Origin of the sequence: Allobosea sp. NPDC003192 (genome assembly GCF_050275675.1) — a bacterium.
Taxonomy (GTDB): Bacteria; Pseudomonadota; Alphaproteobacteria; order Rhizobiales; family Beijerinckiaceae; genus Allobosea.
This window is the reverse complement of record NZ_JBNNPK010000013.1, coordinates 73,333-98,206: the sequence shown is the minus strand read 5'-3', so window position 1 is coordinate 98,206 and position 24,874 is coordinate 73,333. Positions and strand designations below refer to the sequence as shown.

Here is a 24,874-nt window from a genome sequence, read left to right as displayed (position 1 = left end):
CCCGAGCCCGCTGGCTTCAGTACATGAAGTCCGAGGCCGTGAGATCGACCTCGCCGACGAGCTCTATCTCGAAATCAGCCAGGCTATCGCCGTTCACATCGCCGGTGACGAAGGTGCTGCCGTTCGAGGCTTCATAGCGCAGCTCACCAGCCTCGCCACTGAACGCATCCGTGCCGATGAAGACGAAATCTTCCTGCTCGGCCGTATTGGCGTCTGCATCCATGGCGAGCTGGATATCGTCCGCGCCTTGCGTGAAGTTGTAGATGACGTCGCGTGCGGCCGCCCCGGGAGCGCTGTCGCTGACACCCCAATAGACGAAGACGTCGCGGCCCAGATCGCCGTGGAGGAAGTCCTTGCCGCCGTCGCCTTGCAGCTCGTCCGTGTAGAAGAAGTTGCCGGAGTTGTCGCCGCCGCTATGGATCGTGTCGGAGCCGGCGCCTCCCATCAGGAAATCGGCGCCATTGCCGCCATTGAGCGTATCGTTGCCGTCGCCGCCGGACATGATGTCCCGCTCGTCGCTACCATGGAGCCTGTCATTCCCGGCCTCGCCATAGGCGATGCCGCCGCCGATCACCACGTCGTTGCCGTTGCCGGCATAGATCAGGTCGTACTGGCCGCCGCCCTCGATCAGGTCATTGCCGTCTCCGCCATAGAGCTGGTCGACGCCTTCGCCTCCATAGAGACGGTCACTCCCGCCGCCACCATGAATGACGTCGAAACCGTCGCCGCCGGACAGCATGTCGGCGAGCGGGCTGCCGGTGATGTGGTCGTCGCCGCCGCGACCATAGGCGGTCCAACCCTTTGTGCTGTTCTCGGCCACCCAGGAATCGTTGCCCTCGGTGCCATCCCAACGGTTCTGCAGAACGTTCAGGCTCATGCCTCAAGTCTCCTTGACAGCTGGCCCACCCGTTTTGATCGTCAATGATCTCCCCGCCGGCAGAGTTGATGCGGGTTGCGACATCATGATGGCAAAAGGGCTCGGTCGGGGAACTCCCGACCGCACCCCATCAATTCTGCCGGTGCGCTCTCTGACGCGGGATCTGGCAGCGATGTTCAGCCAGCCACGGCCGTGTACTCGGTCTCGACCGAGGAATCCTGGAGATGGTGATCGTAGCCGTAGATGTGGATCGAGATCGCATCGCCGACACCGCGGTTCTGCATGCGGTGGATGTTCGGCCCCGTCGGCAGCATGCAGGCGACATAGCCGGCCTGGCGGTCGTGTTCCTCGGTCGCCACGGCGCGGCTCGCATCGATGGCGCGATACCAGGTTTCCGTCAGGGCGCCCGTGACCATGCCGAAGCAGCATGAGCAGTGATGGTCGTGGATGCAGGTCGTGGACCCCTCGGCCCAGACCATCGCCCAGACGCTGACGGCGTCGTTGCCGGCAAGCAGGTTACGGGCATAGCTGCCGGGCTTGCGCAGCAGCGGCAGGCGCTGGATCAGATCGGGGACAGCTACGAGCTCGTTCAGAACCGCGCGCGCTGCAGCAAGGTAATCGCGCGAGCAGGTTCCCTCATGGGTCCGAAGGGCATTCAGCACCGCGCCGCGCCGCTCTTCGCCGAGAAAGCCCTGCATGTCCCTCATCTCCCGTCACATCGAATGACCGGAGAATGATAGGGCGGATCCGGTGGGAATAGTTTGCGATCCGTCGCTTGAAACAGGGAAAGATTGGAAACTGATACCAATTTTATTCCAAACATGAGAAATTGATTTCAGAACCCGTATAGCGGGCGATATTCCTTTCCGGGGGAATCCACAGCCGTGGTCAAGCTCGACGCCTTCGATCTGCGTATCCTCGCGCTGCTGCAGGAGGATGCCAGCAAACCACTGGCCGAGATCGCTGATGCGGTCGGGCTGTCGCCGACGCCGTGCTGGCGGCGCATCCAGAAGCTCGAGGCGGAAGGTCATATCAGGCGGCGGGTCGCGCTGCTCGACCGCACCAGGCTCAAGGCCGGCGTCACCGTCTTCATCGCGGTGAAGACGGCGCGCCATACGATGGAGTGGCTGGAGCGCTTCCACGCGGCGGTGCACGACCTGCCCGAGATCGTCGACTTCTACCGGATGAGCGGCGACATCGACTATCTGCTCAAGGCCTATGTCTCGGATATCGCCGCCTATGACGCCCTCTACAAGAAGCTGATCTCGCGCATCGAGCTCAGCGACGTCACCTCCATGTTCGCCATGGAGGAGCTCAAATCGACCACCGCGATTCCCCTCGGCTTCGCAGCCGAGGAGCAATAAGTCTCAAGCGCGGAGCGAGCCGAAACCCTTGCCCTCAGTCGCAAGCTTGCGCAGCAGTGGCGCCGGTTCGAGCGAGGCATCGCCGCTCTCCGCCGCCTGTTGCTCCAGCCGCTCGACGATGGCGCCCAGCCCGACGCTGTCGGCCCAGTGCATCGGACCACCGCGCCAGGCCGGCCAGTTGTAGCCGTTGAGCCAGACCGTATCGATGTCGCCGGCGCGGGTCGCGATGCCCTCGTCGAGGATACGCGCGCCCTCGTTGACCATCGGATCGAGCAGCCGCGCCAGGATCTCCTCGGCTGTGAAGCTGCGCCGCGTCACGCCCTTGCTGGCCGAGACTTCGGCGATCAGCGCCTCGACCTCGGGATCACGCTCGCCGGCGCGGGCGCCTTCCGGATAGCGATAATAGCCGCGCCCGGTCTTCTGCCCGAACCAGCCGCGCTCGCAGATCGCATCCGCCACCGCAGCGCTCTTGCCGCGCGCCTTGCGGCTGCGCCAGCTGATGTCGTTGCCGGCGAGGTCCGACATGGCGAACGGCCCCATCTTGAAGCCGAAGCCGGTCAGCGCCGCATCGACCTCGTGTGGCAGGGCGCCAGCGACGAGCAGGCGCTCGGCGGCGCGAGTACGCGCCTCCAGCATGCGGTTGCCGACGAAGCCGAAGCAGTTGCCGACCACGACCGGCACCTTGCCGAGCTTGCGCCCGAGCGCAATCGCAGTCGCAACCGCATCGTTGGCGACGCTGGCCGGGCGGACGATCTCCAGCAGCTTCATCACATTCGCCGGGCTGAAGAAGTGCATGCCGAGCACATCGGCCGGCCTGCTCGTCACCGCCGCGATCTCGGCGAGGTCGAGATAGGAGGTGTTGCTGGCGAGAATCGCGCCCGGCTTGGCGATCGTGTCGAGCGCGCCGAAGATCTCACGCTTGACGCCCATCTCCTCGAACGCGGCCTCGATCACGATGTCGGCCTCGGCGGCAGCGGCAAGCCCGACCGCCGGTGTGATCAGCGCCATGCGCTGCTCACGCAACGCCTCGGTCATCGAGCCGCGCTTGACCGAGAAGCCATAGGTGTCGCGCACCCGGGCATGGCCCTTGTCTATCTGCTCCTGCGTGGTCTCGATCAGCGTCACCGGGATGCCGGCATTGGCGAAGCACATGGCGATGCCGCCGCCCATGGTGCCGGCGCCGATCACGGCAGCCCGCGCGATCGGGCGCGGCTTCACGCTGTCGTCGATGCCCGGAACCTTCGCCGCCTCGCGCTCGGCGAAGAACACATGGCGCAGCGCCTTGGAGCGCTCGTCGCCAAGGAGCTTCACGAACAGCGCCCGCTCGGTGGCAAGCCCTTCCGCCAGCGACAGCGTCAGCGCTGCGCGCACCGCCTCGACCAGCGCCGCGACGTTCGGCATCTCGCCCGACTTTGCCAGCGCCTCCTTCGCCAGCGCCTCGAAGGTCTCGCGCTCGGCCGGCGTCAGCTTGTCGCTGCGCGCGCTGGTCTTCACCGGCGCGCCCTCGCCCGCCAGCTCCTGCGCCAGCCCGATCGCTGCACCGACGGCATCAGCCTCGACGAGCTTGTCGACCAGACCGAGCGCCAGCGCCTTCTGCGCCGGAATCGGCTCGCCCGAGAGCATCATCGGGAAGGCGGCGGCCGCCCCGATCAGCCGCGGCAGGCGCTGTGTGCCGCCGGCTCCCGGAATCAGGCCGAGCTTGATCTCCGGCAGGCCGAGCCTGGCGGCTGGGCTCGCGACGCGGCCATGGCAGGCGAGCGCGACCTCGAGCCCGCCACCCAATGCAACGCCTTCGATCGCCGCGACCACCGGTTTCGGCGCATTCTCGATCGCCGCCAGCAGGTCGGGCAGGATCGGCGGCAACGGCGGCTTGCCGAATTCGCTGATATCGGCGCCAGCGATGAAGGCACGACCCTTGGCAGCGATGACCAGCGCCGTCACGTCCGGATCGGCCATCGCCTGCGCGAGCGCGGCGCCGAGATCGGCCCGCAGCGCGGCCGAAAGGGCATTCACCGGCGGGTTGTCGAGCGTCGCGACGGCGATCCCGCCCTGGCGGGTCAATGTGACGGTAGGCATGCGATCTCCACCCTGTCCTGCCGGCGACGCAGCCGCGCCGCTGAATTATTTGAAGCTTAAAATAATGACGGAGCTCCCGCAACGCCTGAGCCTAAGGGCTTCCTTGACCGGCACAAGCGGCTCCCTCATCGTCTGCCGCACGCTTCCGGCGGAAGGGATAATGAGAAGGCTTGCATGACCGAGACCGTTCTGAGCGAGACCCCGGCCGAGGGCGTCAGGCAGATCACCATGAACCGGCCCGATCGGCGCAATGCGCTCGACCGCGCCACCTATCAGGGGCTGATCGACGCGCTCGCCGCGGCCGATGCGGACGAGACGGTGCGGGCGGTCGTGCTGACCGGAGCCGGCGGTTGCTTCACCAGCGGCAACGACATCAAGGATTTCGCCGCCGGCGGTATGGACGGCCCGCGCGTCGCCATCGACTTCCTGACCGCGATCTCGACAGCGAAGAAGCCGATCGTCGCAGCGGTCGAGGGCTTCGCCGTCGGCATCGGCACCACCATGCTGCTGCACTGCGATCTCGCCTTCGCCGGCAGCGGTGCCAGCTTCCGCATGCCCTTCGTCACGCTCGGCCTCTGTCCGGAAGGCGGCTCGAGCTATCTCCTGCCGCTGATCGCCGGCAGCAAGCGCGCCGCCGAGCTGCTGATGCTGGGCGAGGCCTTCGGCCCCGAGCTGGCGCAGGAAGCCGGTCTGATCAACGCCGTCACCGACGAAGGTAGCGCGCTCGCTGCCGCGCTCGACAAGGCCAAGGCGCTCGCGGCGCTGCCGCCGCAATCGGTCGCGCTGACCAAGGCACTACTCAAGCGCGGCAATGCCGTCGCCGTCGCCGAGACGATCGCGACAGAGGCGCGCCATTTCGGCGAGCGGCTGCAATCGGCCGAAGCGCAAGCCGCCTTCATGGCGTTCCTGACCAAGCGCTGACGGCGCCGGCGCGCGTCCGTCGCGCCTCTGTCGCGGGAATCGCGGAACATCCTGCTCTTCGCCACGTTGACGCGCGTCAGCGATTATAGGGAGCAGGATGTGAAGTTGAAGGTCGTCGCCACCCTCGTCTACCGCTTCGACCATGACACGCCGGTGATCGTCGCGATCGAACCGGCGCGATCCTCGGACCAGACCATCATCTCCGACCGCCTATTGGTCGATCAGGGCGCCGAGCTGATCCGCGATCTCGACGCGGAGACCGGCATGCGCCGCTTCCGCGCCGTGCTGTCGGGCCAGGTTTCGATCCAGTACCAGGGCACGATCGACAACGGCACGCGGCGATTGCTGCATGCCGATGCGCAGCAGCACGCCTGGGCCGAACTGCCGGCCGAGGTCCTGCCCTATCTGCTGCCGAGCCGATTCTGCCCCTCGGACAATCTGATGCGTTTCGCCCAGCGCGAGTTCAGCGACATCGAAGCCGGCGGAGCCAAGGTCCTCGCTGTCGTCGACTGGCTGCAGGAACACGTCGACTATGTGCACGGCGTCAGCAATGCGCAGACCACGGCCGAGCAGACCTTCATCGACCGCGCTGGCGTCTGCCGCGACTTCAGCCATCTCGGCATCGCGCTCTGCCGCGCGCTGAACCTGCCGGCGCGTGCCGTCAGCGTCTATGCCGCCGATCTCGATCCGCCGGATTTCCATGCCGTCTTCGAGGTCTTCCTCGACGGGCGCTGGTGGCTGGTCGACCCGACCCGGCTGGCGCCGATCGAGGGCATGGTCCGCATCGCCGCCGGACGCGACGCGGCCGACATCGCCTTCCTGACCAGCGGCAGCCTGTGCCACTGCCTGAAGCAATGGGTCGAGGTCAGCCGCATCGAGGACAGCGAGCCGGCGCGGGCCGCCTGATCCTAGCCTCAGCCACAACGATCAATCATCGTCGTCATCGTCACGACGACGCCTGCGCCGCCGCCAGCGATAATAGTCGTCATCGCGCCAACGCCGCCGATAGCCATCGTCGTCATAGCGGCGGCGATACCAGCGACGGCGGCGGCGATCATCATCGTCATCATCATCGTCGGCCCGCGCTGCTGTCGCGGTCAGCGCTGAGCCGGCGATCACCATGGGCAAGGCGAACAGCGCCAGCCGCAACAGCGTTCGTCGCCCTTTGTCGGTCTCGCTCATCCTCATCTCCTCCATCTCGGCCATGCCCCATCGCAGCGGGACAACTGGGCGGATTTGGGAAGAACGAATGGTGGGCGGCCTTATTCCGGAGCGAGCTCATTTTTCGCAGTGCGGTTCAGGCCGGGCGTAGTGCGGCCAATCTCCGGGCCCTGAGCAGGCTACCCACTAGTGCAGCCAGGAACAGCACTGCCTGCGCCACGACGATGCAAGGTCCGGTCGCGACGTCGAGATGGAAGCTCAGGATCGTGCCGAGGACGCTTGACGTCACCGCCGCCGCGACCGCGACCAGCAGCATCAGGTCGAAGCGGCGCGTCGTCAGATAGCCGATTGCACCGGGCGCGATCAGCATGGCGACGACGAGGATGATGCCGACCGCCTTCAGCGCGGCGACGATGGTCAGCGCCAGCATGGCGAGCAAGCCGAAATGCAGCGCCCTGACCGGCAGGCCGATCGCCCGTGCATGCGCGGGGTCGAAGGCGTGCAACAGGAAGTCGCGCCGTTTGACCAGCATGAAGCCGGCGACCGGCAGGGCGATCAGCGCCGTCTCGGCGATGTCGGACCAGGTCACGCCGAGCATGTTGCCGAACAGGATGTGCAGGAGGTGCTGATCGCTGTCGACCTTGACGAAGAGCACGAGGCCGAGCGCGAACATGCCGGAGAAGACGATACCCATCACCGTGTCCTCCTTCACCCGGCTGTTCTCCTTGAGATAGCCGATGCCGAAGGCGCAGGTCAGGCCGGCGACGAAGGCGCCGATGGCGAGCGGCAGGCTGGCGATATGGGCGAGCACGATGCCGGGCAGCACCGCATGCGAGACCGCGTCGCCCATCAGCGACCAGCCCTTGAGCACGAGGAAACAGGACAGAACCGCGCAGACGAGCCCGACCATCACCGCGACGGCAAGGCCGCGCAGCATGAACTCATGCGCGAAGGGCGCGAGCAGCCAAGTCTGGATCAGGCTCATGCCGGGCCTCCGACGCTGGCCGCCCGGCGCGCGCCGAGGCGGCCGTGCTTGGGCGCGAACAGGAAGGCGGCCAGGAACAGCAGCGTCTGGAACACGACGATGAGACCGCCGGTCGAGCCGTCGAGGAAGTAACTGGCATAGGCGCCGACCGCCGACGTCACGACGCCCATCGTCACCGCGATCGCGATCAGCCGGCCGAAGCGGTCGGTCAACAGATAGGCGGTCGCGCCGGGCGTCACCACCATGGCGATGACGAGGCAGGCGCCGACCGTCTGCAGCGCCGCGACGGTGCAGGCCGAGAGCAGCACGAAGAACAGGATCTTGAGCCGCGTCGGCGACAGGCCGACGGCGCGCGCCTGGTTCTCGTCGAAGAAGACCAGCATCAGATCCTTCCAGCGCAGCAGCAGGATGGCGAGCGAGATGAAGGCGATGATCGCGACCTGGATCACGTCCTCGTCGGAGATGCCGAGGATATTGCCGAGCACGATCGACTGGACATTGACCGAGGTCGGGTTGATCGAGACGATCATCAGTCCGACAGCGAAGAAGCTGGTAAAGACGATGCCGATCACGGCATCCTCGCGCAGTTGCGTGCGCACCCGGACCAGCGCCATGGCGAGCGCCGCCAGCAGGCCGGAGAAGAAAGCGCCGGCGGCATAGGGAACCTTCAGGAGATAGGCGAGCGCGACGCCGGGCACGATCGCATGCGCCAGCGCATCGCCCATCAGCGACCAGCCCTTGAGCATCAGATAGCAGGACAGGACGGCGCAGACGCCGCCGACCAGCGCCGAGACCCAGATCGCCTTGACCATGTACTGGTAGCCGAAGGGTTCGAGCAGGAGCTCCATCACGGCTGCCCGTCCTTCCTGCCGGCGGCAGGCTTCTCGTGATCGCGATCGCCATAGAAGACGAGCGGGCGCTCGTCATCGGTGATCACGGTCACACGCCGCTCGTCGGCATCGGCGTGCAGGCTCGCGCCTTCCAGGCGGAAATGCCGAAGCGCGCCGCCGAAGGCCCGCTGCAGATTGTCCTGGGTGAAGGTGGTCTCGGTCGGCCCTGCGGCGAGGACGGTCTTGTTGACGATCACGACCTGGTCGCAGAAATCCGGGATCGAGCCGAGATTATGGGTCGAGACCAGCATCAGGCGCCCTTCCGCCCGCAGCTCACGCATCAGCTGGACGATCTGGTCTTCGGTCTTGACGTCGACGCCGGTGAAGGGCTCGTCGAGCAGGATCACCTGCCCGCCTTGCGCCAGCGCGCGTGCCAGGAAGACGCGCTTGCGCTGGCCGCCGGAGAGCTCGCCGATCTGGCGGCGGCGGAATTCCAGCATGTTGACGCGATCGAGCGCCTGCTCGGCCGCCTCGCGATCGGCCTTCCGCGGCAGGCGCATGAAGCCCATATGGCCGTAGCGCCCCATCATCACGACGTCGTCCACCAGCACGGGAAAGGTCCAGTCGACCTCCTCGGCCTGCGGCACATAGGCGACGAGCCCACGCTTCAGCGCCTGGCGCACCTCCATTCCGGCGATGCTGACCAGCCCCTGTGCCGGCTTCAGGAAGCCCATCAGGGTCTTGAAGATCGTCGACTTGCCGGAGCCGTTGACGCCGACCAGCGCGCAGATCGTGCCCGGTCCGAGCGCGAAGGAAGCGTCGTTCACGGCGGTGACACCGTTGGCGTAGCGGACAGTGACGCCGCTGACCACGATCGACGGCGTCGGCCCCTGCCCCGGGCGGATTTCAGCGGCCTCCCGGTTCACTGGCCGAACCCCTTGGCAATCGTGTCGACGGTGACTTCGAGCAGCTTGAGATAAGTCGGCACCACTCCGCGCGCATCCGACAGCGAGTCGACATAGAGCACGCCGCCATACTTGGCGCCGGTCTCACGCGCCACCTGTCTGGCGGCCTTGTCCGAGATCGTGCTCTCGCTGAACACGGCCGGAATCTTGTTCTTGCGGACGAGATCGATCAGCCGGCGCACCTGCTGCGGCGTGCCCTGCTCGTCGGCATTGATCGGCCAGAGATAGGCTTCGCGCCAGCCATAGTCGCGGGTCAGATAGCTGAAGGCGCCCTCGCTGGAGACGAGCCAGCGCTTCTCGGCCGGCACCTTGTCGAGCCGGGCGCGCAAGGGCGCGTCCATCGCCTTGATCTGGGCGGAGTAATCCGCGGCGTTTTTCGCGTAGGTCGCGGCATTGGCCGGATCGGCCTCGGCCAGCGCTTTGCGGATGTTCTCGACATAGATCAGCGCGCTCGCGGTCGACATCCAGGCATGCGGGTTGGGCTTGCCCTCATAGGGCCCTTCCTTGATGCCCATCGGCTCGATGCCGTCGGTCACCACCGCACTGCGGACGTTCTTCACATTGTCGAAGAACTTCTCGAACCAGCGCTCCAGGTTCATCCCGTTCCAGAGCACGAGATCGGCCGACTGCGCCTTCACCACATCGAGCGGGGTCGGCTGGTAGTCATGGATCTCGGCGCCCGGCTTGGTGATCGACTCGACGATAGCAGCCGTACCGGCGACGTTCTGGGCGATGTCCTGGATCACCGTGAAGGTCGTTACGACGCGCAAGGGCTTGCCCGGCGCGGTCTGTGCGAAGGCGCTCGCGATGGAACCGGGAAGACCGGCCACCAGCGTCATGGCAGCGGCAAGGGCAAGGGCATAGCGGCGCGACGGCATGATCTCTCCAATGGCGGAACGGGGAATATCTCACGCTATTGCAACCCAATTGCATTTGTCAACGCAATTGCAAACGAATTGCGATAAGGCTTTTTTGCAAATGCCTCTCAGGGTTGCTACCTCTCGCGCATGAAAGGAATCGACCAGCGCGTGACGGAGTTCGAGCACCAGCTCCGCAAGGCGGGCCTGCGCATGACCCAGCAGCGCCGGCTGATCCTGAGGGTCCTGGCCGAGGCCGACGACCATCCCGATGCCAAGGGCATATTCACGCGCGCCTTCGTGCACGACCCGACGCTCTCGCTCTCGACCGTCTATCGCACCATGAAGCTCTTGGAGACGCAGGGCGCGATCGAGCGCCACGCCTTCGAGGACGGCGTCTCGCGCTACGAGCATGCCGACCAGCAGCACCATGATCACCTGATCGATGTCGAGACCGGCCAGGTCGTCGAGTTCTCCTCACCCGAGATCGAGGCACTCCAGGCCAAGATCGCAGCCGAGCTTGGCTATGAGATCGTCCGGCACAAGCTCGAACTCTACGGCAGGAAGCTCGGCCGGAAGACGCGCCGCAAGCCGGCGGAGAGCTGACACATCGTCCTTTTGGCGGCATCGGGTTTACCGAATCTCAAGAGCCGCCCTTCGATAGCTCACGCAACGGCAACTCGTCCTTCTGCGAAGCAGCCCTCTTGAGCGATCGATCCTCAAAGCCTGTCGCCGCCCTTACGCGACGCGGCGCCAGCCTCGATACAAAGCTCGTCCTGGGCTGCATGATCTTGCTCGCGCTGTCGCTTGCGCTGGCGCTCGGCCTGATCAGCATTCTGGGCGGCGACCATCTCCGCGCCAACCGCAACCTCGAGGCCCTCACGCTTTACCGCAAGGTTCTGACCGCGGCGAACCGGCTCTCCGCCGAACGTGGCCCGATGAACAGCGTGCTCGGCGAGGAGCCTGCGCCCGACACGCCGGCACGGCGCAAGCTCGCCGAGTTCCGCGCGCTGAGCGATCGCGCTTTGGCCGAGATCGACCCGGATGCCGATAATGGGCTCGCACCGCATCTTGTCACGCGCGGCAGGCTGGATGCCGTCCATGCGCGTCTCGCCGAGGCGCGCCGCGCGGCCGATCGGATGAGCGCCCTGCCCCTGGCCGATCGTAGCGGCGCCGATATCCAAGGCGTCATCGCCGGCATGTTTGACGTCGTCGAGACGACGCGGCCAGTGGTGAGCGCAGCCATGGCCGAACTGGTCGAGCACGACAGCAGCCTAGCCGGACACGCCTTGACCGGACAGATGCTCGGCGATCTGCGTGAATATGCCGGGCGGATGGGCTCCTTCCTCGCCCCGTCGATCGCTGCACACGAGCCGCTTTCCGCCACTGCCGACGGCGAGCTCGCCCTCACCCGCGGCCGCATCTTGCAGATCTGGCAGTCGCTCGAGCACCAGCTCGCCGTCCATGGCGACGCGCCCGAGCTGGTCGCCGCCGTGCACGAAGCGAACAGGCTCTATTTTGGCACCGGCCTCGGACTGATCACGCGATTGGCGGCAGAGGGCCGCTCGAACCGCTATTCGGTCACGACCGAAGAAATGACCTTGCAGTATGTGCCGTCGATGGCGCCGCTGGAGCAGTTGCGCGAGCGCTTCCTCGACGACATGCTGAAGCACGCTCAAGCGGCCCGCATGACCAGCGCCTGGTGGCTGCAGGCCGTCGCCGCCTTCACCGTGCTGATCGTCCTGATCAATCTGTCCCTGCTTCTGGCGGCGCGCCGCCGGATATTCAGGCCGCTGCTCCAGGCCCGCGACCATATCGTCGCGCTCGCGGAGGAACGCGGCCTCGATCGGCCGGCACGGACCGGCAGGCATGGCGGCGAGGTCCATGAGGTGTTCGCTGCGCTCGAGATCCTGCGCCTCAAGCTGCGCGAACGCCTGCGCCTGACCGAGCGCTTGAAGGTGCAGGCCGATACCGATGCGCTCACAGGCCTGCTGAACCGCCGCACCTTCGACCGTCTCGGCCAGGGCGATCCCGATTTCGACTATCTGCCCAACGAGACCGGGCTGATCCTGATGGATATCGACCGGTTCAAGCCGATCAACGACACCTATGGCCATGTCGCCGGCGATGCCGTCCTGCGCGCTGTCGCGACGCTGGTGACAGAGATGGTCCGCAAGAACGATCTCGTCATGCGCTATGGCGGCGAGGAATTCGCCATCGTCCTACCGAACACCGGCATCCGCACGCTCGCACGGATCGCGGATACGCTGCGCGCTGCGATCGCCGAGCAGGCGATCACGCTCGCTGACGGTGCGGAGCTGCGCGTCACCGCGAGCTTCGGCGTCGCCACCGGACGCCGCGGCGGGGCGGATTGGGAAGCCCTGATCGAGGCCGCGGACCAGGCGCTTTACGCAGCCAAAGCCGAAGGTCGGAATCGGATCAGCATCGCCGGCGAGCCATCCCTCGCCGGTGCTATCGTGACCGCGCCGACCCGAGTGGCCTGAAGGCCAGCGGGCCTCAGCCCGCCTTGCGCTTGTTCTGCCGGTTGGCGATCAGATCGTCGACGACGGCCGGATCGGCCAGCGTCGAGGTGTCGCCGAGCGCGCCGAACTCGTCCTCGGCGATCTTGCGCAGGATGCGGCGCATGATCTTGCCGGAGCGGGTCTTGGGCAGGCCGGGCGCGAACTGGATCAGGTCCGGCGAGGCGATCGGGCCGATCTCGTTGCGGACATAGGCGACCAGCTCCTTCTTGAGATCGGCCGAAGCCTTCTCGCCCGCCATCAGCGTGACATAGGCGTAGATGCCCTGCCCCTTGATGTCGTGCGGATAACCGACCACAGCCGCCTCCGAGACCTTGGGATGGGCGACGAGCGCCGATTCGACCTCGGCCGTGCCCATCCGGTGGCCGGAGACGTTGATCACGTCGTCGACGCGGCCGGTGATCCAGTAATAGCCGTCGGCATCGCGCCGGCAGCCGTCGCCGGTGAAGTACTTGTTCGGATAGGTCGCGAAATAGGTTTCCTCGAAGCGCTTATGGTCGCCATAGACCGTGCGCATCTGGCCGGGCCAGCTCTCGGCGATGACGAGATTGCCCTCGGCGGCGCCCTGGAGCACCTTGCCTTCGGCATCGACCAGCTCGGGTCTCACCCCGAAGAAGGGCCGCGTCGCCGAGCCGGGCTTGAGCTTGGTCGCCCCCGGCAGTGGCGAGATCAGGATGCCGCCGGTCTCGGTCTGCCACCAGGTATCGACGATCGGGCAGCGGCGCTCGCCGACGACGCGGTGATACCACTCCCAGGCTTCCGGATTGATCGGCTCGCCGACCGAGCCGAGCAGGCGCAGCGACTTGCGCTTGGTCTTCTTCACCGGCTCCTCGCCGGCGCCCATCAGCGAGCGGATCGCGGTCGGGGCGGTGTAGAAGATGTTGACCTTGTGCTTGTCGACCACATCCCAGAAGCGCGAGATCGTCGGATAGGTCGGGATGCCCTCGAACATCAGCGTCGTCGCGCCATTGGCGAGCGGCCCATAGAGGATGTAGCTGTGGCCGGTGACCCAGCCGACGTCGGCGGTGCACCAGTAGACGTCGCCGTCATGGTAGTCGAAGACGTATTGATGCGTCATCGCGGCGTAGACGAGGTAGCCGCCGCTGGTATGCAGCACGCCCTTGGGCTTGCCGGTCGACCCTGAGGTGTAGAGCAGGAACAGCGGGTCCTCGGCCTTGACCTCGACCGGCGGGCAATGGCCCGAGACCTTCGCCGCCTCGTCATGATACCAGACGTCGCGGCCGTCCTTCATGGTGACGTTGCCGCCGGTGCGCCTGACCACGATCACCGTGCCGATGCCGCCCTTCACCTTGTCGTCGGCGGCGTCGACATTCTTCTTGAGCGGCACGGCGCGACCGCCGCGCAGGCCCTCATCGGCGGTGATCACGATCTTTGAATCGGAGTCCTCGATGCGGCTCGCCAGCGAATCCGGCGAGAAGCCGCCGAACACCACCGAATGCATCGCCCCGATCCGGGCGCAGGCGAGCATGGCGTAGGCCGCCTCGGGAATCATCGGCAGATAGATCGTGACCCGGTCGCCCTTCTTGACGCCCTTGGCCTTCAGCACGTTCGCGAACTTGCAGACCTCGGTATAGAGCTGGCCGTAGCTGATCTTCTTCGATTCGCTGGGGTCATCGCCCTCCCAGATGATCGCCGTCTGCTTGGCCCGCGTCGGCAGATGCCTGTCGATGCAGTTGAAGGCGACATTGGTGGTGCCGTCCTCAAACCATTTGATCGAGACCTTGCCGGGCTTGTAGCTGACGTTGCGGACCTTGCTGTAGGGCTTGAACCAGTCGATCCGCTTGCCGTGCTCCGCCCAGAACTTGTCCGGGTCTTTGATCGAGGCCGCATACATCTTCTTGTACTTGGCGTCGTTCAGCCAGGCCTTCTTGGCCCAGGAAGCTGGCACGTCGTAGATCATCTCGGTCATAACAGGCGTCTCCCCAGACTTGGGCCGTCGTCGGGGCCGGTTTTGTCGGCCCGCAGCGACACGCCACGACAATCCGACCGGCCTTATTCGAGTTCGTCGCATCATAGGCAGCAAGCCCGCGCCGACAAGCGCCGTGGGCTCGCACTTTCGTTGCTTCGACTTTCGGCGAGGCTAGCGGTCGAATCCGACCGACAACTCAATCCCCGCTGAGCGAACTCGTGTTAAAAAAGCCTTGCGGCAAGAGGGGAGGCAGGCGTGGCGAACAGGACGCTATGTGTCTTTTCGGACGGAACGGGCCAGCGCGGCGTGCGGGTCGACGACGGTGCCACCAACATCTTCAAGATGTACGAGTGGGCGAGATCGGCTCCGAGCCAGCTCTGCTTCTATGATGCCGGCGTCGGAACCGAACCTGGAAAGATCGTGAGCTGGTCGCGTTGGGCGCAAAACCTGGTCGGCAAGGCGACCGGGTCGGGCATCACCCAGAATATCCACGACTGTTACGAGTTCCTGCTCCTCAATTGGGACGGGCCGGCTGGGACCGAGGTCGCCGATAATCGCGTTGCCGTTTTCGGCTTCAGCCGCGGCGCCTACACCGCGCGCAGCCTGGCCTCCGTCGTCCTGCTCTGCGGCATTCCGGCACGGCTGCAGAATGGGGCCGACATCACCGCCGAGGGCGCCGACGCCAAGAAAGAACGGGACAGGATCCTCGCGGAGGCGATCGGCATCTACCAGACACAATACGGGCCGCGTGGCGCGGAAGAACGGCGCGCCAAGGCCGCCATCTTTCGCAAGACCTATGCCTGCCGCGACGCTCCGGTCCATCTCGTCGCAGTCTTCGACACGGTGGCGGCGCTCGGACTGCCGGGCATCATGAATCTGGTGAATCCGTTCCGGCACCGCTTCCACGACGCCAAGCTGAGCAGCCGCGTGCCCTTCGGCTTCCAGGCCCTCGCCATCGACGAGAATCGGAAGGTCTTCGCGCCGGTGCCATGGGACGAGACCGAGGCTCATCCCAGCCAGCGCATCGATCAGGTCTGGTTCCCGGGTGTCCACTCCGACATCGGCGGCGGCTATCCGGATCGCGGCCTCTCCGACATGGCGCTCGCCTGGATGATCGCGCAGTGCTCGCAACCGGGTGTCGGCATCCGTTTCCAGCCCGGCGGCTACAGCTTCGCAGGCTCGCTCACGGCTCGGCAGCACGACGAGCGCACCGGCTTCGGCATGTTCTGGCGCGAGGGCGACAGGTCGGACTTCATCCTGAAGCACGACCCGAACCGCGACAGGCTCTGCGACCAGATCGAGGACCGCTTCAACGACGCGACGATGAACTACCGCCCGAAGGCGTTGGGCAGGCCTTCGGTCCACCCGCGTGTGAAGGATTTTTACGCCCCTAAGCGGCTATAGCCCGCCCATCTTGCAGACGAGAGCCCATTCCTCGTCCGTCACCGGTTGGACCGAAAGGCGGAAGGAGGTGACGAGCGACATCTTGGCGAGCTTCGGCTCGGCCTTGACCGCGGCGAGCGAGACCGGCTTCGGCAACGGTTTCATCGCCTTGAAGTCGACCAACACCCAGGGCGGGCCGGCCTCGACCCAGGGATAATGCTCCTTGATCACCTCGGCGATGCCGACGACCTCGAGCCCCTCGTTCGAATGATAGAAGAAGACCTGGTCGCCTTTCGTCATCGCCATCAGGTTGAGCTTGGCGGTGTGGTTCTTCACCCCGTCCCAATGCGTGCCCTTGGCCCCGGCCTTGACCAGGTCGTCCCAGGAATAGACCGAGGGTTCCGATTTGATCAGCCAGTGCGCCATCAGCCTTCGTCCTCTTCCTTCAAGGGCACCGGCGTCCGCGACGCCGCCTCGCCGTTTTCGTTCCAGAACCTGACCATCTCGCGCGTCAGCGCGGCGTAATCCTGGGGAGAAAGCTCGATGCGGGTCTCGCCCTCGCCGAACGGCAGGATCAGCACGAAGCGATGCGTGTCCTCGGCCCGGCGGCGGCGCAATTCGATCACCCGCCCGGCGATGCGCCCCGCCAGCGGCACCGGCAGGCTCTCGGCGATCAGCTCCGAACCGGTCGTCTTGCGGACCTCGGCGATGCCGCGCGCCACCCGCTTCGTCAGATCGGACCAGTCGTTGGCCATGCGCCCTCTCCGTTCAGTTTTCTGCCCGCACCGGCCGCGCCAGCAACTCGGCGACGGCCTCGCGCACACCGACCGACCCGGCGATGACGCTCGCCACAGCCTCGGCAATCGGCATGTCGATCTCCTGCGACCGCGCCATCTGCACCAGCACCACCGCCGTGAAAGCCCCCTCGGCGAGCTTGCCGCCCGAGGCTTCGGCCGGCGGCTTGCCTTGCCCCAATGCCTGACCATAGGCGAAGTTGCGCGACTGCGCCGTGGCGCAGGAGAGCACGACGTCGCCCAGTCCCGAAAGCCCCATCAGAGTCTCGGCCTGGGCGCCGTGCGCCTCGCCGAAGCGACGCAATTCGGCAAACCCGCGCGCCACCAGCGCGGCGCGGGCGCTCTCGCCGAGGCCGAGGCCGACGGCGATACCCGCGGCGATGGCGAGCACGTTCTTCGCGGCGCCGCCGATCTCGACCCCGCGCGGATCATTGCTGTGATAGATGCGCAGCGCCGACGAATTCAGCGCCTCGGCCAGCGCCTTGGCCAAAGCGGCATCGTGACAAGCCAGCGTTAGCGCCGTCGGCAGGCCGCGCGCGATGTCGGCGGCGAAGCTCGGGCCGGACAGCACGGCAGGCACCGCCTGCGGCAATGCCTCCGCGACGATCTGCGTGGTGAAGCGACCACTGCCCTGCTCGATGCCCTTGGCCGCCGAGATCACTGGCAGCCCATGTGGCAATGCCTGAGCCAGCAGCGTCGAGGCCGAGCGCAGGGCCTGCGTCGGCACGGCCAGGATCAGCGCCTCGGCCTTGCCCAGCGCCGCGATATCCGAAACCGCTTCGATCGCCTCGGGCAGCCTCGCGCCTGGCAGCCGCGGCGCCTCGCGTCTCTCGCGCAGGCTCGCCACCGTCTCTTCATCGCGGGCCCAGAGCAGCACGCGCCGCCCGGCCCGCGCGGCAGCGAGCGCCAAGGCCGTACCGAAGGCGCCGGCACCGGCGACGCCGACCGTCTGGTAGCGGGCTTTTGCGCTCACGCCTGCGCCCTGAGCTCGTCGAGCGGCCAGCGTGGCCGCGCCACAGCGGTCATGTCGTCGACGAGGCCCAGCCGCAGCCGTTCCAGCCCGGCCCAGGCGATCATCGCGCCATTGTCGCCGCAGAGCGCGACCGGCGGCGCGACCATCGGCAATCCGGCCTCGGTGGCGAGCCGCATCAGGCCATTGCGGATCTGCTGGTTGGCCGCGACACCGCCGGCGACGACCAGCGAAGACGGCTTGATCCCGGCCTCGCGGCAGGCGCGCAGGCCGGCGCGCGTACGGTCGACGAGGACGTCGACGACAGCAGCCTGGAAGGAGGCGCAGAGATCGGCAACGTCGCGATCGGACAGGGGCGCGATCCGCTCGGCGACCAGGCGAACGGCCGTCTTCAGCCCCGACAGCGAGAAATCCGGATTGGGCCGCCCGCTCATCGGCCGCGGGAACTCGAAGCGCTCGGGATCGCCATTGCGCGCCTCGCGCTCGACCGAGGGCCCACCCGGATAGGGCAGGCCGAGCATCTTGGCGATCTTGTCGAAAGCCTCGCCGACCGCATCGTCAATGGTGGTGCCAAGCCTGAGATAGTCGCCGACGCCGCGCACGGCGAGGAGTTGTGTATGCCCGCCCGAGACCAGCAGCAGCAGATAAGGGAAGGCGAGGTCGTCAGTCAGCCGCGCCGTCAGCGCATGGCCTTCGAGATGGTTGATCGCGATGAAGGGCCGGCCGGTCACCAGCGCGATCGCCTTGGCAGTGGTGAGGCCGACCATGACGCCGCCGACCAGCCCCGGTCCTGCCGCCGCGGCGACGCCGTCGATCTCGGAAGGCTTCATGCCGGCGCTTTCGAAGGCGCGCGCCACGATACGATCGATCGCCTCGACATGGGCGCGCGCCGCAATCTCGGGCACGACGCCGCCATAAGCGGCATGCGCCGCGATCTGGCTGAGGACCTCGTTCGAGAGGATCTTCGCTTCGCCGGACCGTTCGACGCAGACGATCGCCGCAGCCGTCTCGTCGCAGGTCGTCTCTATGCCCAGAACTCGCATGCTCATCGTGACGTTGGGCGGGCAGCGGCGGGGATGGCCGGGCTGCCGCCGGGGTGCGCGGTTTCGCGCGGGGATTTCCTCCGTATAGTGCTGCATGAAGGAGAAGGCCAATGGCCAGCGCCGGCTGATGGCGCGGAATTCGGAGACCTCACAGAGAATGACCGACATGCCGACCCCGCCACGCGAAAGCCGGCTCCCTGGCCGCTTCATCCTCGGCACGCGTGGCAGCCCGCTTGCTCTGGCGCAGGCACACGAACTTGCCCGCCGGCTCGGCGTCGCCCATGGCTGGGCCAGCGAAGAGCTGCCGCTCGACGTGATCCGCACCACCGGCGACGCGATCCAGAACCGGGCGCTGTCGGAGGCCGGTGGCAAGGGGCTCTTCACCAAGGAGATCGACGCCGCCCAGCTCGCCGGCACCATCGACTTCGCCGTCCATTCGGCCAAGGATCTGCCGACCGCTTTGCCCGACGGTCTCGTCATCGGCGGCTACCTGCCGCGCGAGGATGTCCGCGACGCGCTGATCGCCCGCGGCATCGCCCGCCTCGCCGACTTGCCGCAGGGCGCGGTCGTCGGCTCGGCCTCGTTGCGCCGCCAGGCTATCCTCAAGCGGGCGCGGCCCGACCTCGAGGTCACGCTGCTGCGCGGCAATGTCGGCCGGCGGCTCGAGAAGGTCGCGAATGGCGAGCTCGACGCCACCTTGCTCGCGCTCGCGGGCCTGCGCCGCCTCGGCCTCGCCGACAAGGCAAGCGGCATCCTCTCGCTCGATGAATGCCTGCCGGCGGTCGGCCAGGGCGCCATCGCCGTCGTGATTCGCGCCGGAGACGCGGCCGCCGCCGCAGCGCTCGGCCCCATCATCTGCCGCGACACCGGCCATGCCCTCGCGGCGGAGCGCGCCTATCTGACCGAGCTCGACGGCTCCTGCCGCACCCCGATCGCCGGCCACGCCACCGTCGACGGCGAACGCCTGCACCTGCGCGGCCTGATCCTCTCGCCCGATGGCACGGCGAGCGCCGAGGGCGAACGCCTTGGTTCCGTCACGGAGGCCGCGCAACTGGGAGCCGATCTCGGGCGCGAATTGCGTGCCCGAGCTCCGGCCGGCATCTACGATCCGGCCTGAGCGACGGCCGCACGAGGAGGCGATATGCGTGTTTTGGTGTTCAGACCGCTAGAGGATGCCGAGCGCAGCGCGCAGACCCTGCGCGAGCGCGGCAAGGATCCAGTGGTCGCGCCGCTGTTTCAGATCCTGCCAACAGGCGAAAAGCCACCCAAGGGGCCGTTCGACGCGCTGGTGCTGACCAGCGCCAATGCCGTGCCGGCGCTGGAAAGCCTGCCGAAGAGTTGCCGCAACACCCTGCCGGCCTTCTGCGTCGGCACGCGCACCGCAGAGGCCGTCGCCAAGCTCGGCTTCATTGCAGACAGCGCCCGTGGCGGCCGCGCCGAATTGCTCGCCTTGATCCAGGAGCGCCTGCCGAAGAACCGAAAGCTGCTCTTCATCGCCGGCCGCGACCGCCACGAGGACCTGCCGCAGCAATTGCGCGATGCCGGGCACGAGGTGACGATCTGGACGGCCTACGAGGCCAAGGCGGTCGATGCCCTGCCCGCTTCAGCCGCGGAAGCCTTGCGCGACGGCTCGGCCGATGCCGCCCTGCATTATTCTCCGCGCAGCGCCCAGGTTTTCTTCGATCTCGCCGGCAAGGCCGGCCTGACAGAGCAGGCCCAGGCCCTGCCGCAGCTCGCACTCTCGGCCGAGATCGCCGCTCCGCTGATCTCGGCCGGCTCCGACACCGTGCTCGTCGCCGAACATCCCGAGGAAGCCGCGCTCTTCGCTGCACTCGACCAGCTTCCCGCTCGCACTTTGCTGAGCAGCGGTGTTAAGGAGCCGGCAGCGGCGGACGACAAGGCAGGCAAGGACGGCATGACGGCGGAGCCGAGCAGCGAACAGGGCCAGACGGGCAAGCGCCGCAACCGCTCGGGCCGGACACCGCCGACCATCGAGCTCGCCGCCACGGAAACCGTCGAGACATTGCCGCCGGAAGCCGCAACGCCGGCCACCAGCGCAGCCGAAGCCGAGCGCGTCGAGACCGCCGCCGAAGCGGTTCTACCGACCGAGGCGCTCCCCGAGGAGTTCACCCCGCCGCCGGTGCCCGAGCATCAGCGACGCTACAGCCTGCCGGCCGTCGCGCTCGCCGGCCTCGCCGGCGGCGTGATCGGCGCCGGCCTGGTGCTGCTGGCTTTACGTCTCTCCGCTCCCAATGACGGCGCCCGCCTCGCCGAGCTGGCCAAGCGCGTCGAGACCTTGCAGGCGCAGAACGCCGCTTTGCCAAACCGCGCCGCGCTCGACGCCGTCGATCGCAAGGCCGCAGCCGCGGCTGAGAGCGCCGCCAAGGCGAGCGGCGAAGCCCAGGCCAATGCCAGCCGTCTCGCCGAACTGGCCAGGGCCGCTCCGGCAGCGGATGCGAACCTCGCCGCCGGACTCAACCAGAAGCTCGACCTTGCCGAGAGCAACGCGGCCGCCGCCCGCGACGCGGCCGCGACGCTGGGTCAACGCCTCGCCGGCGTCGAGGCCGCGGCCAGGAATGCAGCGCAGCCGAGCCGGCAGGCGGTGGCGGCGGCGCGCGTCGTCCTTGCCGAGCGCATCCGCGATGCGATCGGCTCAGGCCGCCCCTTCCAGGCCGACCTCGCCGCGCTCGGCGACATTCCGGCTGAGCAGAAGACGGCGCTCGCAGCCGTGGCCGGCACCGGCGCCGCGACGCGCGACAAGCTGCTGGCGCAGTTCAAGAGCCATCACGCTTTGTTCGTGCGCGAGACCACTCCGGCGGCGAATAGCTGGGAAGACAAGCTGCTCGGCCTCGCCAGCCGCATCGTCACCATCCGCCCCGTCGGCGACTCGGGCTCCAGCGATCCCGCGACATTGCCGATCAGGCTGGAGGGCGCCCTCGCCCAGAACGACGTGATCAAGGCGGCAGAGATCTGGACGCAGATGCCCGAGCCGGCGCGGCGCGGCAGCGAAGCCTTCGGCTTGGCGTTGAGGCTGCGCGCAATCGCGGAATCGACGATCAACCGCATCGCGCAGGATGCGGTCGCGGCACTGGGTACGGCAGGCTGAGAGGATAGATCCCGATGGTTCGCGTACTGGTCTATCTCCTCGTCATCGCCGCCCTCGCCGCCGGCGCCGTCTGGCTCGCCGACCGGCCGGGCGAGGTCTCCATCCTCTGGCAGGGCTACCGCATCGAGACCAGCGTCGCGATCGCGGCGATCGGCGTCGTCGTGCTCGCCTTCCTCGCTCTGGTCGCCTGGGCGGTGATGCGTTTCGTCTTCGGCCTGCCCTCCGCTTTCGGCTTCGCCTCGCGGGCCCGGCGCCGGGCCCGCGGCTTCGAGGCGATTTCGCGTGGCATGGTTGCGATCGGCGCCGGCGACCCGGTCGCTGCCGGACGCTACGCGGTCGATGCCCGCAAATTCGCGGCCAGCGAGCCGCTGACCCTGCTGCTCGAAGCGCAATCGGCCCAGCTCTCCGGCGATCGTGGCCAGGCCGAGGCCGCCTTCAAGGCGATGCTCGACAAGCCGGAGACTCGCGTGCTCGGCCTGCGCGGCCTCTTCGTCGAGGCGCGCAGGCGCGGCGACATGGCCGCCGCCCGCGCCTTCGCCGACGACGCCGTGCGCCGCTCGCCCTCGCTCGCCTGGGCCAATGACGCCCTGCTCGACTTCCACACCGCCGCCGGCGACTGGCAGGCGGCTCGCACCGCGGTCGAGCGCCGCGCCGCTTTGCGCCTCGCCGACAAGGGCGAGGCCAAGCGCCAGCGCGCCGTACTGCTCGCCGCCGAGGCGCTCGAGGCCAAGGATCGCGAGCCCGAGAAGGCGCTCGCCGCCGCGCTCGAAGCGGTCAAGCTTGCGCCCGGCCTCACCCCTGCAGCCGCCCTCGCCGGCCGGATGCTGTCGGAACGCGGCGACATCAAGAAGGCGGCGCGACTGCTGGAGGCGGCCTGGAAACAGGTCTCGCATCCCGACATCGCCAGCGCCTATCTCGACGTCCGTCCCGGCGACAGCGCCCGCGATCGCCTCGCCCGCGCCGAGACGCTGACCAAGCTCCGGCCTGCCGATCCCGAGGGCGTGCTGGCGCTCGCCGGCGCGGCCATCCATGCCCAGGACTTCGCCCGTGCCCGCGCCACGCTGAAGCCGCTGCTCGCCGGCGGCGCGTCGGTCCGCGCCTGCCTGCTGATGGCCGAACTGGAAGAGGCCGAACACGGCGCCACCGGCCGCGTCCGCGAATGGCTGGCCCGCGCCACCCGCGCCCCGCGCGACGCCGCCTGGGTCGCCGACGGGCTCGTCTCCGACCAGTGGCTGCCGGTCTCGCCGATCTCGGGCCGGCTCGACGCCTTTGTCTGGACGGTCCCGCCGGCGACGCTGGGCAGCCAGGGCGCCCATCTCGACGACGACGTCCTCGCCGATCTCGACGAGCCTTCGGCGCCGCTGCTGGAAGGCAAGGCCGAGGTCGCGGAGGCGGAGCCCCTGTCCGCTCCGGCCGGGCTCGCTCCGCCTGCCGCGCCCGAACCGCCGAAGCCGGAAGCCAAGGTCGAGGCCAGGCCTGAGCCAGTCGCTGCAACCGCCCCTCCCCCGGCCGAGCCGGTCGTCGAGATCGCTCCGGCAACGACGAAGCCGGCGCCGCAGCAGGCCAAGCCTGCCCCGGTCGTCTTCCCGGTCGCGCATGCGCCCGACGATCCCGGCCCGGAGCAGCAGACGCCCGGTGAGACCAAGGGCCGCTTTCGGATCTTCAGCTGATAGACAGGTCATTCTCGGACGGAGCGAAGCGAAGATCCGAGAATCTCATGACGAGAAGGCACCGGTCTGCGTCTTCTCCGACCTGAGATGCTCAGGCCGAGCCCGAGCATGACGCGTGATCTTTGCTCTCCGGACGCCTATAGACGGCGCATGACCACCTCTGAGATCACCTCTTCCACCGCCACCGAGCTCGTCATCGCACCCGAGCAGGCTGGGCTGCGCCTCGACAAGGCGCTCGCTCTGCTCGGCGGCGAGGTTTCGCGCGCCCGCCTGCAGCAGGTGATCAAGGAGGGCGGCGTCAGCATCGACGGGTTGGTGGTCGTCGATTCCAGCCGCAAAGTCGCAGCCGGACAGCGCCTCTCCCTCGTCATGCCCGAGGCCAAGCCGGCCGCACCGGTCGGCCAGGACATCCCGCTCACTGTCGTCTTCGAGGACGAGCACCTGATCGTGATCGACAAGCCGGCCGGGCTTGTCGTCCACCCCGCCGGCGGCCATGAGGATGGCACGCTGGTCAACGCGCTGATCGCCCATTGCGGCGAGAGCCTTTCGGGCATCGGCGGCGTGCGCCGGCCCGGCATCGTCCACCGGCTCGACAAGGACACCAGCGGCCTGCTCGTCGTCGCCAAGAACGACAAGGCCCATCGCGGCCTTGCCAAGCAGTTCGCCGACCATGGCCGCACCGGCCCGCTGGAACGGGCCTATCTCGCCCTGGCCTGGGGGTCACCCCGTCGGCAGACCGGCACGATCGACGCCCCGATCGAGCGCTCCAACCGCAATCGCGAGAAGATGATGGTCGTCGGCGAGGGCCGCGGCCGCGAGGCGATCACCCATATCGAGCTGATCGAACGCTACCCGCCTCTGCTGCGCGGCCATGAGGAGGTCGAGGCGTTGGCCAGCCTGGTCGAATGCCAGCTCGAGACCGGGCGCACCCACCAGATCCGCGTCCATATGAGCCATATCGGCCACCCGCTGCTCGGCGACCAGCTCTACGGCTCCGGCTTCATGACCAAGGCGAGCCGTTTGCCCGAAAAAGCCCGCGCCGCGCTCGTCGATCTCGGCCGCCAGGCGCTGCATGCGCGCCTGCTCGGTTTCGAGCATCCGGTCACCGGCGAGGAATTGCGCTTCGAGTCGGAACCGCCCGCCGACTTTGCACGTTTGCAAGCAGAACTCTCGATCCTGTGACCGATTTTTGCTGCGCCGCCCACTTTCCGCCACCCTCGCATCGTCTATACTGCGCTGCGAAAGCGGATGGCTAAAGGGGCGCCGCTTGAGCATGTTCCGCAAAAGTGGGGACCACTTTTGCGATGAGAACATGCTCCACATGAGAGTTGGCGCGAATCTCGTCGTTCAGCCGGGTCCGGCTGAACGGAAAGCGCGCCAGGCGCGCAGCAGGCGACTGGAC

Annotated in this window: 23 protein-coding genes; 10 read left to right on the top strand and 13 right to left on the bottom strand. The window is 67.5% G+C overall.

The window, feature by feature from the left end:
- Positions 1-16: 16 nt before the first annotated feature.
- Together ACQKLX_RS18260 and ACQKLX_RS18255 are read right to left on the bottom strand one after the other, a co-directional pair.
- Complete coding sequence (locus tag ACQKLX_RS18260) at positions 17-877, bottom strand: calcium-binding protein (RefSeq protein ID WP_427362971.1); 861 nt, start codon at positions 875-877, stop codon at positions 17-19.
- Positions 878-1,053: 176 nt separating this feature from the next.
- Complete coding sequence (locus ACQKLX_RS18255) at positions 1,054-1,575, bottom strand: cysteine dioxygenase (protein ID WP_427362970.1); 522 nt, start codon at positions 1,573-1,575, stop codon at positions 1,054-1,056.
- A gap of 186 nt (positions 1,576-1,761) precedes the next feature.
- Here ACQKLX_RS18255 and ACQKLX_RS18250 point away from each other — a divergent pair, with 186 nt between their 5' ends.
- Entirely contained in the window at positions 1,762-2,241 is a 480-nt protein-coding gene (locus tag ACQKLX_RS18250) for an Lrp/AsnC family transcriptional regulator (RefSeq protein WP_427362969.1), read from the top strand.
- A gap of 3 nt (positions 2,242-2,244) precedes the next feature.
- On the opposite strand, the gene ACQKLX_RS18245 is transcribed toward ACQKLX_RS18250, so the two are convergent.
- Complete coding sequence (locus tag ACQKLX_RS18245) at positions 2,245-4,317, bottom strand: 3-hydroxyacyl-CoA dehydrogenase NAD-binding domain-containing protein (RefSeq protein ID WP_427362968.1); 2,073 nt, start codon at positions 4,315-4,317, stop codon at positions 2,245-2,247.
- 174 nt (positions 4,318-4,491) lie between these two features.
- Between ACQKLX_RS18245 and ACQKLX_RS18240 the strand changes: the two genes are divergently transcribed.
- Together ACQKLX_RS18240 and ACQKLX_RS18235 are read left to right on the top strand one after the other, a co-directional pair.
- Entirely contained in the window at positions 4,492-5,238 is a 747-nt protein-coding gene (locus ACQKLX_RS18240) for an enoyl-CoA hydratase-related protein (protein ID WP_427362967.1), read from the top strand.
- 99 nt (positions 5,239-5,337) lie between these two features.
- Positions 5,338-6,144: a transglutaminase-like domain-containing protein gene (locus ACQKLX_RS18235; protein ID WP_427362966.1), complete on the top strand. Its 807-nt coding sequence runs from the start codon at positions 5,338-5,340 to the stop codon at positions 6,142-6,144.
- Between the two features lie 21 nt (positions 6,145-6,165).
- On the opposite strand, the gene ACQKLX_RS18230 is transcribed toward ACQKLX_RS18235, so the two are convergent.
- The 5 genes from ACQKLX_RS18230 to ACQKLX_RS18210 form a co-directional block, all read right to left on the bottom strand.
- Positions 6,166-6,420: a hypothetical protein gene (locus ACQKLX_RS18230; RefSeq protein ID WP_427362965.1), complete on the bottom strand. Its 255-nt coding sequence runs from the start codon at positions 6,418-6,420 to the stop codon at positions 6,166-6,168.
- A gap of 115 nt (positions 6,421-6,535) precedes the next feature.
- Positions 6,536-7,384 carry a metal ABC transporter permease gene (locus ACQKLX_RS18225; protein ID WP_427362964.1) on the bottom strand — a complete coding sequence of 283 codons (849 nt, stop codon included), beginning with the start codon at positions 7,382-7,384 and terminating at the stop codon, positions 6,536-6,538.
- Positions 7,381-8,232: a metal ABC transporter permease gene (locus ACQKLX_RS18220; RefSeq protein WP_427363049.1), complete on the bottom strand. Its 852-nt coding sequence runs from the start codon at positions 8,230-8,232 to the stop codon at positions 7,381-7,383. Before ACQKLX_RS18220 ends, ACQKLX_RS18225 begins: the two co-directional genes overlap by 4 nt.
- Positions 8,232-9,140: a manganese/iron ABC transporter ATP-binding protein gene (locus tag ACQKLX_RS18215; protein WP_427362963.1), complete on the bottom strand. Its 909-nt coding sequence runs from the start codon at positions 9,138-9,140 to the stop codon at positions 8,232-8,234. The genes ACQKLX_RS18220 and ACQKLX_RS18215 overlap by 1 nt, the downstream gene beginning before the upstream one ends.
- On the bottom strand, positions 9,137-10,018 hold the full coding sequence (locus ACQKLX_RS18210) for a metal ABC transporter substrate-binding protein (protein ID WP_427363048.1): 882 nt from the start codon (positions 10,016-10,018) through the stop codon (positions 9,137-9,139). The genes ACQKLX_RS18215 and ACQKLX_RS18210 overlap by 4 nt, the downstream gene beginning before the upstream one ends.
- A 168-nt stretch (positions 10,019-10,186) precedes the next feature.
- On the opposite strand from ACQKLX_RS18210, the gene ACQKLX_RS18205 reads away from it, so the two are divergent.
- The gene (locus tag ACQKLX_RS18205) at positions 10,187-10,642 is read left to right on the top strand and encodes a Fur family transcriptional regulator (RefSeq protein WP_427362962.1); all 456 of its coding nucleotides are present in this window, start codon (positions 10,187-10,189) and stop codon (positions 10,640-10,642) included.
- A 179-nt stretch (positions 10,643-10,821) separates the two neighbouring features.
- A complete protein-coding gene (locus ACQKLX_RS18200; RefSeq protein WP_427362961.1) occupies positions 10,822-12,540 on the top strand; it encodes a GGDEF domain-containing protein in 1,719 nt (572 codons plus the stop codon).
- A 13-nt stretch (positions 12,541-12,553) separates the two neighbouring features.
- On the opposite strand, the gene acs is transcribed toward ACQKLX_RS18200, so the two are convergent.
- Positions 12,554-14,506: an acetate--CoA ligase gene (gene acs / locus ACQKLX_RS18195; RefSeq protein WP_427362960.1), complete on the bottom strand. Its 1,953-nt coding sequence runs from the start codon at positions 14,504-14,506 to the stop codon at positions 12,554-12,556.
- A 255-nt stretch (positions 14,507-14,761) separates the two neighbouring features.
- Between acs and ACQKLX_RS18190 the strand changes: the two genes are divergently transcribed.
- Positions 14,762-15,910: a DUF2235 domain-containing protein gene (locus tag ACQKLX_RS18190; RefSeq protein ID WP_427362959.1), complete on the top strand. Its 1,149-nt coding sequence runs from the start codon at positions 14,762-14,764 to the stop codon at positions 15,908-15,910.
- On the opposite strand, the gene ACQKLX_RS18185 is transcribed toward ACQKLX_RS18190, so the two are convergent.
- From ACQKLX_RS18185 to tsaD, 4 genes are read right to left on the bottom strand one after another with little or no spacing between them, the layout of a single operon-like run.
- Complete coding sequence (locus tag ACQKLX_RS18185) at positions 15,905-16,315, bottom strand: EVE domain-containing protein (protein WP_427362958.1); 411 nt, start codon at positions 16,313-16,315, stop codon at positions 15,905-15,907. The genes ACQKLX_RS18190 and ACQKLX_RS18185 overlap by 6 nt on opposite strands.
- Positions 16,315-16,644: a hypothetical protein gene (locus ACQKLX_RS18180; protein ID WP_427362957.1), complete on the bottom strand. Its 330-nt coding sequence runs from the start codon at positions 16,642-16,644 to the stop codon at positions 16,315-16,317. The genes ACQKLX_RS18185 and ACQKLX_RS18180 overlap by 1 nt, the downstream gene beginning before the upstream one ends.
- 13 nt (positions 16,645-16,657) lie before the next feature.
- Positions 16,658-17,656, bottom strand: a complete 999-nt coding sequence (locus ACQKLX_RS18175) for an NAD(P)H-dependent glycerol-3-phosphate dehydrogenase (protein WP_427362956.1) — start codon at positions 17,654-17,656, stop codon at positions 16,658-16,660.
- A complete protein-coding gene (gene tsaD, locus ACQKLX_RS18170) occupies positions 17,653-18,696 on the bottom strand; it encodes a tRNA (adenosine(37)-N6)-threonylcarbamoyltransferase complex transferase subunit TsaD (protein ID WP_427363047.1) in 1,044 nt (347 codons plus the stop codon). The genes ACQKLX_RS18175 and tsaD overlap by 4 nt, the downstream gene beginning before the upstream one ends.
- A gap of 166 nt (positions 18,697-18,862) precedes the next feature.
- On the opposite strand from tsaD, the gene hemC reads away from it, so the two are divergent.
- From hemC to ACQKLX_RS18150, 4 genes are all read left to right on the top strand, one after another.
- On the top strand, positions 18,863-19,813 hold the full coding sequence (gene hemC, locus ACQKLX_RS18165) for a hydroxymethylbilane synthase (protein ID WP_427363046.1): 951 nt from the start codon (positions 18,863-18,865) through the stop codon (positions 19,811-19,813).
- Between the two features lie 36 nt (positions 19,814-19,849).
- Complete coding sequence (locus ACQKLX_RS18160) at positions 19,850-21,802, top strand: uroporphyrinogen-III synthase (protein WP_427362955.1); 1,953 nt, start codon at positions 19,850-19,852, stop codon at positions 21,800-21,802.
- A 14-nt stretch (positions 21,803-21,816) separates the two neighbouring features.
- A complete protein-coding gene (locus tag ACQKLX_RS18155; protein ID WP_427362954.1) occupies positions 21,817-23,472 on the top strand; it encodes a heme biosynthesis protein HemY in 1,656 nt (551 codons plus the stop codon).
- A gap of 150 nt (positions 23,473-23,622) precedes the next feature.
- Positions 23,623-24,654 carry an RluA family pseudouridine synthase gene (locus ACQKLX_RS18150; RefSeq protein WP_427362953.1) on the top strand — a complete coding sequence of 344 codons (1,032 nt, stop codon included), beginning with the start codon at positions 23,623-23,625 and terminating at the stop codon, positions 24,652-24,654.
- Positions 24,655-24,874 lie beyond the last annotated feature (220 nt).